The organism is Burkholderia sp. Bp8986 (genome assembly GCF_003854225.1).
In the GTDB taxonomy this organism is placed as follows: Bacteria; Pseudomonadota; Gammaproteobacteria; order Burkholderiales; family Burkholderiaceae; genus Burkholderia.
In genome coordinates, this window is sequence record NZ_QTQM01000016.1 from 1 (window position 1) to 16576 (window position 16576).

Here is a 16576-nt window from a genome sequence, read left to right on the forward strand (position 1 = left end):
GGGCTTACGGGTACCGCGACGACGAATACTTCTTCCTCAAGATCCGCGCCGCGTTCCCCGGTAATCCTCGATGAACCAAAAAAAAGCGCCACGGAGACCGTGGCGCTAAAAAAGTTCTAGCCATTCCGAGGGCCGTGCTAGAACCTGAGAGACTGCGCGAAACACCGTTGCCGGTTAAACTCCTGAAACGATGTTTCGAAAACGTGAGACATTCTTTCCGTTTCCGCCCGACAAGTCAAGCGGTATTTGCACCGGTTTGTTCACTTTCCGGCAATGCTCATTTGAGCACTTTCCTAATAAACCAAGGGTGAACCCGTAAAATCGCATCGAATGAACGATTCACCCATGGAACATGCATCTTTTGACAATCATCCTACAATACCAACAAAATGAAATCGAGTTTCGGAAATAGAGAGAATCCCTCGTGTCGACATCTGTAACGCCTCCCGCGCCCCGAGACCGCGAATCGTCGCCGGACGAGATCACCGCGCTCGCGCGCGGCCTCGCTGTGCTGCGCCGCATCGCGGCCGCCGACGCCCCGGTCAGCAACCGCGAGCTGACCGAATTGACGGGCATCCCGAAACCGACCGTGTCGCGCATCACGGCGACGCTCGTCAGCGCCGGCTTCCTGTTCCAGCTGCCCGACAGCGAGCGCTTCGTGCTGACCGCGTCGGTGCTGGAGCTGAGCCACGGCTTCCTGCGCAACTTCGACATCCGCGCGCGCTCGCGGCCGTTCATGATCGAACTCGCCGAGCGCACGTCGCTGTCGGTGCACCTCGCGGTGCGCGACCGGCTCGACATGGTCGCGATCGACGTGATCCGGCCGCGCTCGGCCGTGCTCGTCACGCGCCTCGAGATCGGCTCGCGGATGGACATCGCGCGCACCGCGGTCGGCCGCGCGTATCTTGCGGCGCTGGAGGACGACGAGCGCCGCACGCTGCTCGACGCGCTGCGCGCGACGGCGGGCGACGACTGGCCGCACGTATCGGCACGGCTGACCCCCGGCCTCGAGGACGCGATGCGCGCCGGCCACGCGATCGCGATCGGCGAATGGCGCGAAGGGCTGAATGCGGTCGCGGCCGGGTTCGTCGGCCCGTCGGGCCAGCGCTATTCGGTGAACTGCGGCGGCGCATCGAGTCAGTGCCCGCCCGAATGGCTGCAGGAACACGTGGTGCCCGCGCTGCACGAGTGCATCGCGAAAATCACCCGCGAGATCGGCGGCGCGCCGGCCCGGCGCAGCGCCGTGTAATCGATCCGTCATCGCCCCGTCGCGTTCTGTAACGACCGTAACCCGTTGAAAGATAGACGACTGGACTGTAACGGGGACGGGACGTAGGATCATGCCCATCGTCGCGCCGCATTCGCGGCGCGCACCGCTCTTTTCTTTTTCCGCGCAGACCGGAAGGGCCCGGACCGAGCCGGCCTTCCGGCACCGCATGCCCCTGCGCCGCCCAGGCCCGTTTTCCAGCCCGGTTTCGGGCCCGTTTCCCGGCCTGCCGAGCCGTCTTCCTGACAGAATCCGATGGACAATCAACAAAAGCCCACGCCCCCTTCGAAGGATCCCGCCTCCCCCGCCGCGCGCCGCCCGCGCCGCACGCTGGTGATCGGGACGCTCGCGGTCGTCGTCATCGGCGGCCTGCTGTGGTGGCACCCGTGGAACCGCACGCAGGCCGACGCGCAGGCGGCGGCCAGCGCGGCCTCCGGCGCGAGCGCAGGCGGCGGCCATCGCGGCCGCGGCGGCCCCGCCGCGATGGCGAACGTTCCGCAACCCGTATCGGTCGCGACCGCGACGCAGGGCGAGATGCCGATCGTGCTGTCCGCGCTCGGCACCGTGACGCCGCTCGCGAGCGTGACGGTCAAGACGCAGCTGTCGGGCTACCTGCAGTCGGTCGCGTTCCAGGAAGGCCAGATCGTCAGGAAGGGCGACCTGCTCGCGCAGATCGACCCGCGCCCGTACCAGGTCGCGCTCGAGAACGCCGAAGGCACGCACGCGCGCGACTCGGCACTGCTCGCGACGGCCCGCCTCGACCTGAAGCGCTACCAGACGCTGCTGTCGCAGGATTCGATCGCGTCGCAGACGGTCGACACCCAGGCATCGCTCGTCAAGCAATATGAAGGAACGGTGAAGACCGACCAGGCGGCGATCGATTCCGCGAAGCTGAACCTCGCGTACGCGCGCATCACGGCGCCGGTGTCGGGCCGCGTCGGCCTGCGCCAGGTCGACCCCGGCAACTACGTGACGCCGGGCGACACGAACGGGATCGTCGTGATCACGCAGCTGCAGCCGATGAGCGTGATCTTCACGACTTCGGAAGACAACCTGCCGCAGATCGTCAAGCAGGTGAACGCGGGCCGGAAACTGTCGGTCACCGCGTACAACCGCAACAACACGGTACCGCTCGAGACGGGTTCGCTCGCCACGCTCGACAACCAGATCGACACCAGCACCGGCACGGTCAAGCTGCGCGCGACCTTCGATAACAAGGAAGGGCTGCTGTTCCCGAATCAGTTCGTGAACGCGCGGCTGCTGGTCGACGTGATGCGCGATGCGACGATCGTGCCGACGGCCGCCGTGCTGACGGGCTCGATCGGCCAGTTCGTGTACATCGTGAAGCCCGACAACACGGTGACGGTGCGCAAGGTCACGATCGGCCCGGTCGACGGCGAGCGCACGAGCATCGTCAGCGGCGTCGCGCTCGGCGAGCGCGTGGTCACCGACGGCTCCGACCGGCTGCGCGAAGGCGCGAAGATCACGATCCCGGCCGACAAGCCGAAAGGCGCGTCGGGCGCGCACGGCGCCGGCGCGGCGTCCGGCGCATCGGGCGCGGCCGCCCGCCGCGGCGGACACAAGCACGGCGCGTCGCAGGCAGCGGCCCCCGCGGCCCAGTAACGCGCGGGCCGCTCGATGAATCCATCCCGCCTCTTCATTCTCCGGCCGGTCGGCACCGCCCTCCTGATGGCGGCGATCATGCTGGCCGGTCTCGTCGCGCTGCGCTTCCTGCCGCTCGCCGCCCTGCCCGAGGTCGACTACCCGACGATCCAGGTCCAGACCTTCTATCCGGGCGCGAGCCCGGAGGTGATGACGTCGGCGGTCACCGCGCCGCTGGAGCGGCAGTTCGGCCAGATGCCGTCGCTGAACCAGATGTCGTCGCAAAGCTCGGCCGGCGCGTCGGTGATCACGCTGCAGTTCTCGCTCGACCTGCCGCTCGACATCGCCGAACAGGAAGTGCAGGCCGCGATCAACGCGGCCGGCAACCTGCTGCCGTCCGACCTCCCTGCCCCGCCGATCTACGCGAAGGTCAACCCGGCCGACGCGCCGGTGCTGACCCTCGCGATCACGTCGAAGACCCTGCCGCTCACCCAGGTGCAGGACCTGACCGACACGCGTCTCGCGATGAAGATCTCGCAGATCGCGGGCGTCGGCCTCGTCAGCCTGTCGGGCGGCAACCGGCCGGCCGTGCGGATCCAGGCGAACCCGACCGCGCTCGCGCAGTACGGGATGAACCTCGACGACCTGCGCACGACGATCTCGAACCTGAACGTGAACACGCCGAAGGGCAACTTCGACGGCCCGACGCGCGCGTACACGATCAACGCGAACGACCAGCTCACCAGCGCCGATCAATACAACGACGCGGTCGTCGCCTACAAGAGCGGCCGCCCGGTGATGCTGACCGACGTCGCGAAGATCGTCGCCGGCTCCGAGAACACCAAGCTCGGCGCGTGGGTCAATGCGGAGCCCGCGATCATCCTGAACGTGCAGCGCCAGCCGGGCGCGAACGTGATCGCGACCGTCGACGCGATCAAGGCGCAGCTGCCGAAGCTGCAGGAGACGCTGCCGGCCGCGCTCGACGTGCAGATCGTCACCGACCGCACGACGATGATCCGCGCCGCCGTGCGCGACGTGCAGTTCGAGCTGCTGCTCGCGGTCGCGCTGGTCGTGCTGGTGATGTACCTGTTCCTCGCGAACGTCTACGCGACCATCATCCCGAGCCTGTCGGTGCCGCTGTCGCTGATCGGCACGCTCGCGGTGATGTACATGGCCGGCTTCTCGCTGAACAACCTGTCGCTGATGGCGCTCACCATCGCGACCGGCTTCGTCGTCGACGACGCGATCGTGATGATCGAGAACATCGCGCGCTACGTCGAGGAAGGCGACACGGGCCTCGAGGCCGCGCTGAAGGGCTCGAGACAGATCGGCTTCACGATCATCTCGCTGACGGTGTCGCTGATCGCGGTGCTGATCCCGCTGCTGTTCATGGGCGACGTGGTCGGCCGCCTGTTCCACGAGTTCGCGATCACGCTCGCGGTGACGATCGTGATCTCGGCGATCGTGTCGCTCACGCTCGTGCCGATGATGTGCGCGAAGCTGCTGCGCCATTCGCCGCCGCCGGAGAGCCACCGCTTCGAGGCGCGCGTGCACCGCGCGATCGACTGGGTGATCGCACGCTACGGGGTCGCGCTCGAATGGGTGCTGAACCGCCAGCGCTCGACGCTCGTCGTCGCGGTGCTGACGCTCGTGCTGACCGGCCTGCTCTACGTGTTCATACCGAAGGGCTTCTTCCCCGCGCAGGATACCGGCGTGATCCAGGCGATCACGCAGGCGCCGCAGTCGATCTCGTACGGCGCGATGGCCGAACGCCAGCAGGCGCTCGCGGCCGAGATCCTGAAGGATCCGAACGTCGCGAGCCTCACGTCGTTCATCGGCGTCGACGGCAGCAACATCACGCTGAACAGCGGCCGGATGCTGATCAACCTGAAGGCGCGCGACGCCCGCTCCGAATCGTCCGCACAGATCATCCGCGACCTGCAGCAGCGCGTCGCGAACGTGACCGGCATCTCGCTGTTCATGCAGTCGGTGCAGGACCTGACGATCGACTCGACCGTGAGCCCGACGCAGTACCAGTTCATGCTGACGAGCCCGAACCCGGACGAGTTCGCGACCTGGGTGCCGAAGCTCGTCACGCGGCTGCAGAAGGAGCCGTCGCTCGCCGACGTCGCGACCGACCTGCAGAGCAACGGCCAGTCGGTCTACATCGAGATCGACCGCGCGAGCGCCGCGCGCTTCGGCATCACGCCGGCGACCGTCGACAACGCGCTGTACGACGCGTTCGGCCAGCGCATCGTGTCGACCATCTTCACTCAGTCGAACCAGTACCGCGTGATTCTCGAGTCGGAGCCGAAGGAGCAGCATTACGCCGAATCGCTGAGCGACATCTACCTGCCATCCGCGGGCGGCGGCCAGGTGCCGCTGTCGTCGATCGCGTCGTTCCACGAGCGGCCGTCGCCGCTGCTCGTCGCGCACCTGTCGCAGTTCCCGTCGACGACGATCTCGTTCAACCTCGCGCCGGGCGCGTCGCTTGGCGAGGCCGTGAAGGCGATCGGCGCCGCCGAGCAGGACATCGGCCTGCCCGGCTCGTTCCAGACGCGCTTCCAGGGCGCCGCGCTCGCGTTCCAGGCGTCGCTGTCGAACCAGCTGTTCCTGATCCTCGCGGCGGTCGTCACGATGTACATCGTGCTCGGCGTGCTGTACGAGAGCTACATCCACCCGATCACGATCCTGTCGACGCTGCCGTCGGCCGGCGTCGGCGCGCTGCTTGCGCTGATGATCACCGGGCACGACCTCGACATCATCGGGATCATCGGGATCGTGCTGCTGATCGGCATCGTGAAGAAGAACGCGATCATGATGATCGACTTCGCGCTCGAAGCCGAGCGGGTCGAAGGCAAGCCGCCGCGCGAGGCGATCTACCAGGCGTGCCTGCTGCGCTTCCGGCCGATCCTGATGACGACGCTCGCCGCGCTGCTCGGCGCGGTGCCGCTGATCGTCGGCGCGGGTGCGGGCTCCGAGCTGCGCCAGCCGCTCGGGATCGCGATCGCGGGCGGCCTGATCGTGTCGCAGGTGCTGACGCTGTTCACGACGCCGGTGATCTACCTCGGCTTCGACAGCCTCGCGCGCCGCGTGCGCGGCTGGTTCGAGCGGCACGGCCCCGGCGCCGGCGCGCGCACGGACGTGTAAGCAATGAACCTGTCGCGCCCCTTCATCACCCGCCCCGTCGCGACGACGCTGCTCGCGCTCGGCGTCGCGCTCGCGGGCCTGTTCGCGTTCATCAGGCTGCCGGTGTCGCCGCTGCCGCAGGTCGACTTCCCGACCATCTCGGTGCAGGCGTCGCTGCCCGGCGCGAGCCCCGAGACGGTCGCGACCAGCGTGACGAGCCCGCTCGAGCGGCACCTCGGCTCGATCGCCGACGTCAGCGAAATGACGTCGACCAGTACCGTCGGCAACGCGCGGATCACCCTGCAGTTCGGGCTGAACCGCGACATCGACGGCGCCGCGCGCGACGTGCAGGCCGCGATCAACGCGGCGCGCGCCGACCTGCCCGCGTCGCTCAGGAGCAACCCGACGTATCGCAAGGTCAACCCGGCCGACTCGCCGATCATGATCGTGTCGCTCACGTCGGAAACGTCGTCGCCCGCGAAACTGTACGACGCCGCATCGACGGTGCTGCAGCAGTCGCTGTCGCAGATCGACGGGATCGGCCAGGTGTCGGTGAGCGGCTCCGCGAACCCGGCCGTGCGCGTCGAGCTCGAGCCGCACGCGCTGTTCCACTACGGGATCGGCCTCGAGGACGTGCGGGCCGCGCTCGCGTCCGCGAACGCCAACAGTCCGAAGGGCGCGATCGAATTCGGCCCGAAGCACTACCAGCTCTATACGAACGACCAGGCGTCGCAGGCGTCGCAGTACAGCGACCTCGTCGTCGCTTACCGCAAAGGCGCGGCCGTGCGGCTGTCCGACCTGTCCGAGGTCGTGGACGGCGTCGAGGACCTGCGCAACCTCGGTTTGTCGAACGGCAAGCGCGCGGTGCTCGTGATCCTCTACCGCTCGCCCGGCGCGAACATCATCGAGACGATCGACCGCGTGCGCGCGGCGTTGCCGCAGCTCACCGCGTCGCTGCCGGCCGACATCACGGTCACGCCGGTGCTCGACCGTTCGACGACGATCCGTGCGTCGCTGAAGGACACCGAGCACACGCTGCTGATCGCAGTCAGCCTGGTCGTGATGGTCGTGTTCCTGTTCCTGCGCAACTGGCGCGCGACGCTGATCCCGAGCGTCGCGGTGCCGATCTCGATCGTCGGCACGTTCGGCGCGATGTACCTGCTCGGCTTCTCGATCGACAACCTGTCGCTGATGGCGCTGATCGTCGCGACCGGCTTCGTCGTCGACGATGCGATCGTCGTGCTCGAGAACATCACGCGCCACATCGAGAACGGCAAGCCGAGGTTGCAGGCCGCGTTCGACGGCGCGCGCGAGGTCGGCTTCACGGTGCTGTCGATGAGCATCTCGCTCGTCGCGGTGTTCCTGCCGATCCTGCTGATGGGCGGCATCGTCGGGCGGCTGTTCCGCGAGTTCGCGCTGACGCTGTCGCTCGCGATCGGCGTGTCGCTCGCGGTGTCGCTCACCGTCACGCCGATGATGTGCGCGCGGCTGCTGCGCGAAGCGCACGAGGTGCAGGAGGAAGGCCGCCTCGGCCGCTTCCTCGAGCGCTTCTTCACGCGGATGCAGCGCGGCTACGAACGCTCGCTGTCGTGGGCGCTGCGCCGCCCGCTGCTGGTGCTGCTGATCCTGTTCGCGACGATCGGGCTGAACGTCTACCTGTACATCATCGTGCCGAAGGGCTTCTTCCCGCAGCAGGACACCGGGCTGATGATCGGCGGCATCCAGGCCGACCAGTCGACCTCGTTCCAGGCGATGAAGCTGAAGTTCGCCGAGATGATGCGGATCGTGCAGGCGAACCCGAACGTGAAGAGCGTCGCGGGCTTCACCGGCGGCACGCAGACCAACTCGGGCTTCATGTTCGTGACGCTGAAGGACCGCACCGAGCGCAAGCTGTCGGCCGACCAGGTGATCCAGCAGTTGCGCAGACCGCTGTCGGACGTCGCGGGCGCGCGCACGTTCCTGCAGGCCGCGCAGGACATCCGCGTCGGCGGCCGGCAAAGCAGCGCGCAGTACCAGTTCACGCTGCTCGGCGATTCGAGCGCCGAGCTGTACAAGTGGGCGCCGCTCCTGACCGAGGCGCTGCAAAAGCGCGCCGAGCTGACCGACGTGAACTCCGACCAGCAGCAAGGCGGCCTCGAGGCGATGGTGACGATCGACCGCGCGAGCGCCGCGCGGCTCGGCATCAAGCCCGCGCAGATCGACAACACGCTGTACGACGCGTTCGGCCAGCGCCAGGTCTCGACGATCTACAACCCGCTGAACCAGTACCACGTCGTGATGGAGGTCGCGCCGAAATACTGGCAGAGCCCGGAGATGCTGAACCAGGTGTGGATCAGTACGTCGGGCGGCAGCGCGAACGGCTCGCAGACCACCAACGCCGCGGCCGGCACCTTCGTCGCGACCTCGGCCGGCACGTCGAGCGCCGGCACGGCCGCCACCAGCGCCGCGGCGATCGCGTCCGATTCCGCGCGCAACCAGGCGCTGAACTCGATCGCGTCGAGCGGCAAGTCGAGCGCGTCGTCGGGCGCGGCGGTGTCGACGTCGAAGTCGACGATGATTCCGCTGTCCGCGATCGCGACCTTCGGCCCGAGCACGACGCCGCTGTCGGTCAACCACCAGGGGCTGTTCGTCGCGACGACGATCTCGTTCAACCTGCCGCCGGGCGTGTCGCTGTCGCAGGCGACCCAGGTGATCTACCAGACGATGGCGCAGATCGGCGTGCCGCCGACGATCGTCGGCAGCTTCCAGGGCACCGCGCAGGCGTTCCAGCAGTCGCTGAACAACCAGCCGATCCTGATTCTCGCGGCGCTGCTGGCCGTCTACATCGTGCTCGGGATCCTGTACGAGAGCTACATCCACCCGATCACGATCCTGTCGACGCTGCCGTCGGCCGGCGTCGGCGCCCTCCTCGCGCTGCTGCTGTTCAAGACCGAGTTCAGCATCATCGCGCTGATCGGCGTGATCCTGCTGATCGGTATCGTGAAGAAAAACGCGATCATGATGGTCGACTTCGCGATCGACCAGACGCGCAACGGCAACAAATCGTCGTTCGATGCGATCCACGAGGCGTGCCTGCTGCGCTTCCGGCCGATCATGATGACCACGATGGCGGCACTCCTCGGCGCGCTGCCGCTCGCATTCGGCCACGGCGACGGCGCCGAGCTGCGCGCGCCGCTCGGGATCGCGATCGCCGGCGGCCTGATCATGTCGCAGGTGCTGACGCTCTATACGACGCCGGTCGTCTATCTGTACATGGACCGGTTCCGCGTGTGGGGCGAAAAGCGCCGCAACCGCCGCGGCAATTCGGGCGGACCGGCGGTGGCCGGGGAGTAAGCGGACCACGGGCAGGCGGCCGCGCCACGCGGCCGCCTGACAGGCTTGCACGCCGGCGGCGATCGGCTATCGTGTGTCCATGCCCACCCTCGCGCCCCGTCCCGGGGACCCGCCATGAACGTCCAGCTGAACCATACGATCGTCTGGTGCCGCGACAAGCACGCATCGAGCCGCTTCCTCACCGAACTTCTGGAATTGCCGGCGCCGACGCCGTTCGGCGCGATGCTGGTCGTCCAGCTCGACAACGGCGTGTCGCTCGATTTTTGCGAAAAAGAGGGGGAGATCACCGCTCAGCACTACGCGTTCCTGACCGACGAGGCCGGCTTCGACCGCGTGTTCGCGCGCATTCGCGCGCGCGGCCTGCCGCACTGGGCCGATCCGGCGAAGCGGCAGCCCGGTGAGATCTACCGCCATGACGGCGGGCGTGGTGTGTATTTCGACGATCCGGACGGTCACTTCCTCGAGGTGATGACGCGGCCGTACGTGCTGAACGGATAACGAAGCGCGTCGGCCGGTGTTGCACCGGCCGACGCGGCGGCACGGGCAGCGCCCTCGGTCGGACGCCGCCCCGCCCGGACGCCCTCTGACGCCCGCTGACTCCGTTACTCGGCTACGGCAGCCGTCTTGCGCGGACGGCGCGCGCGGGTCGCCGTCTTGCGGGCCGGCTTCTTCGGCTTGGCGCCGGCTGCTGCGTCGGCGGCCGCTTCAACGGTCGATTCGGCGGCCGGTGCGGCTTCGTGCGACGGCTGCGCGGCAGCCGCCGAGGCACCGTACTCGCCGGCCGTCGGCGCCACGTGCTGCGCCGCGACGTGCCGGTCCTCACCGTGGTCCGCGTCGCGATGCGTCGCTACTGCCTGCTTGCCTTCGGTGTGCTTGCCTTCCGCATGCTTGTCGCCACCGTGCTTCGCACCGCCGTGCGCGGCCTCGTCCGGATTCGCCGCCGTGTGACGGCCGGCCCCCTTCGCATCGCCCGCCTGCTTCACGCCGGCCTTCTTCGCCCCTGCCTTCTTCGCTGCGGTCTTGCGCGCGCGCTTGCGGCCATCCTTCGCGTCACCGTGCGTCTCGGCCGCCTCATTCGCGTCGGCCGTCGCGGCCGGCACGAGCGCCGCTTCGTTCACGAAGTCGACGACGTCCGCCTCGTCGACATCGGCCCGCACGCTTTCGCCGACAGCCGCTTCCGCCCGCTGCCCGCGGCGCCGCGGCTCGCGCTCGGCCGTTGCGGCTTCCCCGTGGCGCCCGCCGTGACCGTGCTGCGCGCCGCCCGTATCGCGCGCCGCCGCCACCGGCTCGGCCGCCGCCGCGGACTGGCGCGGCCGCGACACGAACGCGCCCGACTTGTCGTCGCGACCCACCTCGAGCAGGCCGCGCGCCTGCGCTTCGTCGAGCAGGTTGCCGAATGCGCGGAAACCGTAATACGACTCGTTGAAGTCCGGCTTGCGGCGCTTGATCGCGCTCTTGAGCACCGACGCCCAGATCTTGCCGACGTCGTCGCGCTCCGACGCCAGCGCATCGAACGTCTCGACCGCGAGCGCGATCGCCTCGCTGCGGCGCACTTCCAGTTCCGGCTTGCGCGACGGCTCGTCGGCGCGCTTCGCGCCGCCGTTGCCGGTGCGCTGCTGTTCGCGCTTCGCCAGCGCGCGCTGCTGCTCGCGCACCAGGTCGTCGTAGAAGATGAATTCGTCGCAGTTCGCGACCAGCAGGTCCGACGTCGACTTCTTCACGCCGACCCCGATCACCTTCTTCGCGTTCTCGCGCAGCTTCGACACGAGCGGCGAGAAATCCGAGTCGCCGCTGATGATCACGAACGTATCGACGTGCGACTTCGTGTAGCAGAGATCGAGCGCGTCCACGACGAGCCGGATGTCGGCCGAATTCTTGCCCGACTGGCGCACGTGCGGAATCTCGATCAGCTCGAAGCTCGCCTCGTGCATCGAGGCCTTGAAGCCCTTGTAGCGCTCCCAGTCGCAATACGCCTTCTTCACGACGATGCTGCCCTTCAGCAGCAGCCGCTCCAGCACGGGCTTGATGTCGAATTTCTCGTACTTCGCGTCGCGCACGCCTAGCGCGACGTTCTCGAAGTCGCAGAATACGGCCATGCTGACGTTGTCCAGGGGTAATGCCATGTGTACTCCAACCGGTTGGTCGCCGCGTTGTATTGCCTGGCGGCGAAAAATGCATCGCGCACATGATAGCCGGTCGGCGGGGCGATTCCGCGATCCGTGCGCGCGAGCGCGCGGAGATGGGGCGCCGCGCCAGCCGTTTCGGTGCGGTACAGCCCCAATTACCCGAGCGCCGCCGCCCCGATCGACATACACTTGAGTATCGGTCGTCCGTCCCTATCTGGAAGGACGACGCATCGAGCAAGGAGCGGTTTCATGACGACGAAGGTATTGCTGATTGGCGCGACCGGCCGCACCGGCCGGGCCTGCGCGGATCTGCTGCTGGAGCAGCCGGAATTCGAGGTGACTGCGCTGGTGCGCCGGCACGGCTATGCGCTGCCGGGCGCGAAGGTCGTCGAGGCCGATCTGACGGGCGATTTCTCGCACGCGTTCCAGGGCATCACGCACGTGATCTACGCGGCCGGCTCGGCGGAATCGGAAGGCGCCGCCGAAGAGGAGCAGATCGACCGCGACGCGGTCGCGCGCGCGGCCGAGCATGCGCTCGCCTACAACGTGCAGAAGCTGGTCGTGATCAGTTCGCTGACCGCGTACTGGCCGGAGCGCAGCGGCGACGCGCTGCGCCACTACTCGCAGATGAAGCGCGAAGGTGACGACCGCGTGATCGCGTCGGGCATCGATTACGTGATCCTGCGCCCCGGCCCGCTCGCGGACGGCCCGGGCGTCGGCAAGATCGCGCTGACCGAGGAGCCGCTCGACGCAGCGCCGCCGGTGTCGCGCCAGGATGTCGCGTGGGCCGCGATCGAGGCGATCAAGCTGGGCATTTCGCGCAAGGTCATCGGCTTCGTCGGCGGCAGCGTGCCGATCGAACAGGCATTGCGCGCCTGACGCTTGCCCGGCCTGCCCGCGCCGCCACGGGGCGGCCGCGTGTCATCGCGCCAGCGGCCCGCGAAGCGGGCCGCTTTACGGCGGGCTGGCCGCCTGCGGATGGCTGCTTACGGCTTCGGATGCGCGTCGGCCCACGCCTTCACCGCGCCGAGCGTGTTCTCGACATGCTTGTCGGGCGACAGGCTCGTATATTCGTACAACACCTTCCCTTCCGGCGAAATCACGTAGGACACGCGGTTCGCGCGATCGAGCGCGGGCAGCTTCGCGTCGTATTCGCGGATGATCTTCGCGTCCGGATCGGCCGCGACCGGGAACTTGCTGCGGCACTCGCTCACCGAGAACTTCGTCAGCGTGTCGATGTTGTCCGCGGATACGCCGATCACCGTCGCGCCGTAAGCCTTGTAACGATCGACCGCATCCGCGAACGCATGCGCCTCGATGGTGCAGCCCTTCGTGAACGCGGCCGGATAGAAGTACAGCACGACCGGCCCGTGCTTCAGCGCATCGGCCAGCGAGTACGTGTAAGTCTTGCCGCCCAGCGACGCCTGCGTCGTGAAGGCGGGCGCCGTGGCGCCCGGCTTCAGTTCCGCCTGCGCGACCCGCGCATGGCCGGCCACCAGCAGCGCCGCCGCGGCGCCCATCCATAGTTTTCGCTTCATCTGCGTCCTCATTTCTTATAAAGTCAGCCTCGATGTAGGCCGTATCGGCGTTCGCCTGTCGAACGCCGATGTGCGCGACCCGGTCCAGCGGCCGTGCCAGCCGCGGCCGGCCGGTTAAAGATTTCGCGCAGCCTGCCGTTATTTCTTCCGGACAACCAGTTCCAGCCCTTCACGTCAGCGAGACACATGGAAGCCAACAGGAAACAGACGCCACGCAAGGGCTCCTGGCGCAATGCCTTGCATACGCTGCGCCGCTTCGCCTGGTCGGGCGGCGCGCTGATGCCTGCGCGCGCCGGCGCGCCGCGCCGCGACGACACCGTGCGCAACTGGCTGGAACAGACGGTCGGCACGGTGGACTTCCTCGCCCATGTCGACCGCGAGCTGCGTTTCCTGTACGTGTCCGATGCGAGCCTGCGCTTCATCGGCTATCACCGCGACTACCTGCACACGCTGACGCTGCGCGACCTGATCGCGGAACAGGATACCGCGACGCTCGAAGGCCTGCTTGCACGCGCCGCGCGCTCCGGCCAGGTCGAGAAGGCGACGATGTGCATCGTCAAGTCGCTCACGTATCCGCTCGACGTCGAGGTCCGCGCGTTCAAGAGCCGCCACCACGGCGTCGACGGCTTCGCGATCGCGGCGTTCGACGTGTCGGCCTGGCGTGCGCTCGAGGCCCGCCTGACGTACGAGATGCACCACGACCCGATGACGGGGCTCGGCAACCTGTCCGCACTCGTGCCGGCGCTGATGCGCGCCCAGCAGGCCGCCGACGAAAGCGGCACCTGCGCCGCCCTGCTGCTGCTCGACCTCGACGACTACCAGCGCATCAACCGCGCGCTCGGCTACGACGCCGGCGACACGCTGTTGCGCGACACCGCCCAGCGGCTGCAGGGGCTCGTCGCGCCCGGCGAGCAACTCGCGCGTGTCGCGAGCGACAAGTTCGCGGTCGTGCTCACCGCACCGGACCGCGCACACGCGAGCAATGCCGCGGACGCGCTCGCGCGCCGGCTGCAGGCCGCGGTGCGCGAACCTTACGCGTACCAGGGGCAGACCGTCCACCTGTCCGCGAGCATCGGCATCGCCGTGTACCCGGACGAACGGGCTGCGCCCCATCGCGCGCAGCATCACAGCCCGCTGCTGCGCCGCGCCGACCACGCACTCGCGCAGGCGAAGGCATCGGGCGGCAACGCGCTCGCGTTTCACGCGCCGGTCGACGATCCGGCCGACGCCGAGCGGCTCAAGCTCGAAGCCGACCTGTACGACGGCGTGCGCAACGGCGAGTTCTCGCTCCACTTCCAGCCGATCACGCGCAGCCAGTCGGGGGCGGTGGACGGCGTCGAGGCGCTGATCCGCTGGCGTCATCCGGTGCACGGCCTCGTGCCGCCGGCAACCTTCATTCCGCTCGCCGAATCGATCGGCCTGATCAACTATCTCGGCAACTGGGTGCTCAAGGCCGCGTGCATGCAGCTCGTCGCCTGGGATCGCCAGGGGCTCGCGCTGCAGTACGTGGCGGTCAACGTGTCGCCGCAGCAGTTCCGCGACCCGCGCTTCACGCAGAGCGTGCGCGAGGCGATCGCGCTGACGGGCATCGATCCGCGCCGCATCGTGCTGGAAATCACCGAAAGCCTGCTGATGCACGACCCCGTGCAGGCAAAGGGGCTGCTCGAGGAGCTGACCGAGCTCGGCATCCGCTTCGCGATCGACGATTTCGGCACCGGCTATTCGAGCCTCGCCTACCTGCAGCGCTTCCCGCTCGCGAAGCTGAAGATCGACCGCAGCTTCGTCGAGAACCTGCTGACGTCGCGCAACGACCGCGCGATCGTGTCGGCGGTGGTCGGCCTCGCGCAGACGCTCGATCTCGAACTCGTCGCGGAAGGCGTCGAGACCGAGGCACAGCGCGAACTGCTGACCGAGATGGGCTGCAACCACATCCAGGGCTGGCTCGTGTGCCAGGCGCTGCCGTCCGAGGAACTCGCACGGCGCTTCGAGGCGCAGCAGCTGCGCCTGCACGCCGCCTGACGCGCGCGGCGAACCGGATAGATCCGTATGTCAATCACCGCACACCTGCCCCGCACGGCGCTGCTCGACAAGCTGTGGGCCCGGATGAACGAACGGGGCGACTTCCCGCTGCTGTCGGAGTCGCTGCGCGCGACGATGGCCGCGATGAAGAACGACGACCTCGACTTCACCGCGCTCGTGCGCGTCGTGCTGTCGGATTTCGCGCTCACGCAGAAAGTCCTGCGGCTCGCCAATTCCGCGATGTACATGGCGTTCGGCGGCAACATCACGACCGTCACGCGGGCGCTGATGGTGCTCGGCATGGACACGGTCGGCCATCTGGTCGTCGGGCTGAAGCTCGTCGACCACTTCCACCACAGCACGCCGCGCCGCATCGACGCGAAGCTCGAGCTGAACCGCGCGCTGCTGTCCGGCTGCGTCGCCCGCAAGCTCACCGAGCATGCGGAGCTGCGCGGCGGCGAGGAAGCCGTCGTCTGCACGCTGATGCGCCAGGTCGGCAAGCTGCTGGTGGTCTGCTATCTCGACAGCGAATGGGACCGGATCCGCCGTCGCGCCGCCGAGCTGGACGGCGACGATGCGGCCGCGTGCATCGACGTGCTCGGCGTCGGCTTCGACGAGATCGGTATCGAGGCCGCCGCGAACTGGCGGCTGCCCGACGTGATCCGCGCCGGGATGGCCGACGGCGACGGCAGTACCGCGCATGCCGCGAGCCTCGACGAGGACGATGACGACGCCGATCGCCAGCGCTCCCGCGACGCGTGCGCCGACGACAGCCCCGGCCGCGTACGCTGGCTGCGCGCGGTGAGCCGCTGCTCGACCGATGTCGCCGGTGCGCTCGCGATGCCCGCGGGGCCGCAGCGCGACGCGCACATCGCGGTGCTCGCGCAGCACTACAGCCAGGAGCTGGACATCGACGCCGACGCGCTGGTGGCGATCGCCGACCGGCTCGCATCCGAGGAAGCGAGCGACACCGTGATGCGCGAGATCGTCGAGTTGCGCGCGAACGCCGACGCGATCGCGCGGGCGCAGCCCGATCCCGAGGCATGCCTCGAGGCCGGTCTCGCGGACCTGCGCGCGCTGCCGTCCGAGCACGTGCTGACGCCGGTGCTCGCGCTCGCGTCGGAAAGCCTGCTCGCGGGCCTCGCGTTCACGCGCACCGTGATGTTCGTGCGCCGGGAAGACGGCGCGTTCGCCGCGCGTCTCGGCTTCGGCCCGGGCGTCGATGCGGCGCTCGACCGGCTGTGCTTCGACGAGCGCTTCGAGCCGGACGTATTCCATCTCGCGATCACGAACTCGGTCGGCATCTTCATCGAGCAGGCGCAGGACCCGAAGATGGTGAAGCGCCTGCCCGCGTGGTATCTCGACGCGCTTCCGGACACGCGCGCGTTCGTGCTTCTGCCGGTGCGCGTCGGCGCGAAAACGGTCGGCCTGCTGTACGGCGACTGGGCCGGCGCGCAGCCGGCGCGCAAGATCACGCAGCAGGAGATGAGCGTGCTCAACGAACTCGCGCGCGAACTGGGGCGGTTCTTTCCCGCGTAATCGGCGTGATGCGGGCGGCGCCC

Annotated in this window: 10 protein-coding genes; 8 read left to right on the forward strand and 2 right to left on the reverse strand. The window is 68.3% G+C overall.

Annotated elements, in window-relative coordinates; translation table 11 throughout:
* Window positions 1-424: 424 nt before the first annotated feature.
* The 5 genes from DID99_RS16330 to DID99_RS16350 all read left to right on the forward strand — a co-directional run bounded on the left by DID99_RS16330 (window position 425) and on the right by DID99_RS16350 (window position 9829).
* Window positions 425-1249 (forward strand): IclR family transcriptional regulator, encoded by an 825-nt coding sequence (locus tag DID99_RS16330; RefSeq protein WP_124487387.1) that lies wholly within the window; start codon window positions 425-427, stop codon window positions 1247-1249.
* Between the two features lie 273 nt (window positions 1250-1522).
* Complete coding sequence (locus DID99_RS16335) at window positions 1523-2890, forward strand: MdtA/MuxA family multidrug efflux RND transporter periplasmic adaptor subunit (RefSeq protein WP_124487388.1); 1368 nt, start codon at window positions 1523-1525, stop codon at window positions 2888-2890.
* A gap of 15 nt (window positions 2891-2905) precedes the next feature.
* Window positions 2906-6019 (forward strand): MdtB/MuxB family multidrug efflux RND transporter permease subunit, encoded by a 3114-nt coding sequence (locus tag DID99_RS16340; RefSeq protein WP_124667165.1) that lies wholly within the window; start codon window positions 2906-2908, stop codon window positions 6017-6019.
* 3 nt (window positions 6020-6022) lie between these two features.
* A complete protein-coding gene (locus tag DID99_RS16345) occupies window positions 6023-9331 on the forward strand; it encodes an efflux RND transporter permease subunit (protein ID WP_124667166.1) in 3309 nt (1102 codons plus the stop codon).
* A 114-nt stretch (window positions 9332-9445) separates the two neighbouring features.
* Entirely contained in the window at window positions 9446-9829 is a 384-nt protein-coding gene (locus tag DID99_RS16350) for a VOC family protein (RefSeq protein ID WP_409362701.1), read from the forward strand.
* A 104-nt stretch (window positions 9830-9933) separates the two neighbouring features.
* Here DID99_RS16350 and DID99_RS16355 read toward each other — a convergent pair whose 3' ends face one another.
* Entirely contained in the window at window positions 9934-11454 is a 1521-nt protein-coding gene (locus tag DID99_RS16355) for an NYN domain-containing protein (protein WP_124667168.1), read from the reverse strand.
* A 252-nt stretch (window positions 11455-11706) separates the two neighbouring features.
* On the opposite strand from DID99_RS16355, the gene DID99_RS16360 reads away from it, so the two are divergent.
* Complete coding sequence (locus DID99_RS16360) at window positions 11707-12336, forward strand: SDR family oxidoreductase (RefSeq protein WP_124487395.1); 630 nt, start codon at window positions 11707-11709, stop codon at window positions 12334-12336.
* 107 nt (window positions 12337-12443) lie between these two features.
* Here the strand turns inward: DID99_RS16360 and DID99_RS16365 are convergent, their stop codons facing one another.
* Window positions 12444-12995, reverse strand: a complete 552-nt coding sequence (locus DID99_RS16365; protein ID WP_124667169.1) for a peroxiredoxin — start codon at window positions 12993-12995, stop codon at window positions 12444-12446.
* 279 nt (window positions 12996-13274) lie between these two features.
* On the opposite strand from DID99_RS16365, the gene cdpA reads away from it, so the two are divergent.
* Together cdpA and DID99_RS16375 are read left to right on the forward strand one after the other, a co-directional pair.
* Window positions 13275-15014 (forward strand): bifunctional diguanylate cyclase/phosphodiesterase, encoded by a 1740-nt coding sequence (gene cdpA / locus DID99_RS16370; RefSeq protein ID WP_221622528.1) that lies wholly within the window; start codon window positions 13275-13277, stop codon window positions 15012-15014.
* Between the two features lie 27 nt (window positions 15015-15041).
* Window positions 15042-16553, forward strand: coding sequence for an HDOD domain-containing protein (locus DID99_RS16375; RefSeq protein ID WP_124521331.1), 1512 nt, complete (start codon window positions 15042-15044; stop codon window positions 16551-16553).
* The last annotated feature ends 23 nt before the right edge of the window (window positions 16554-16576 follow it).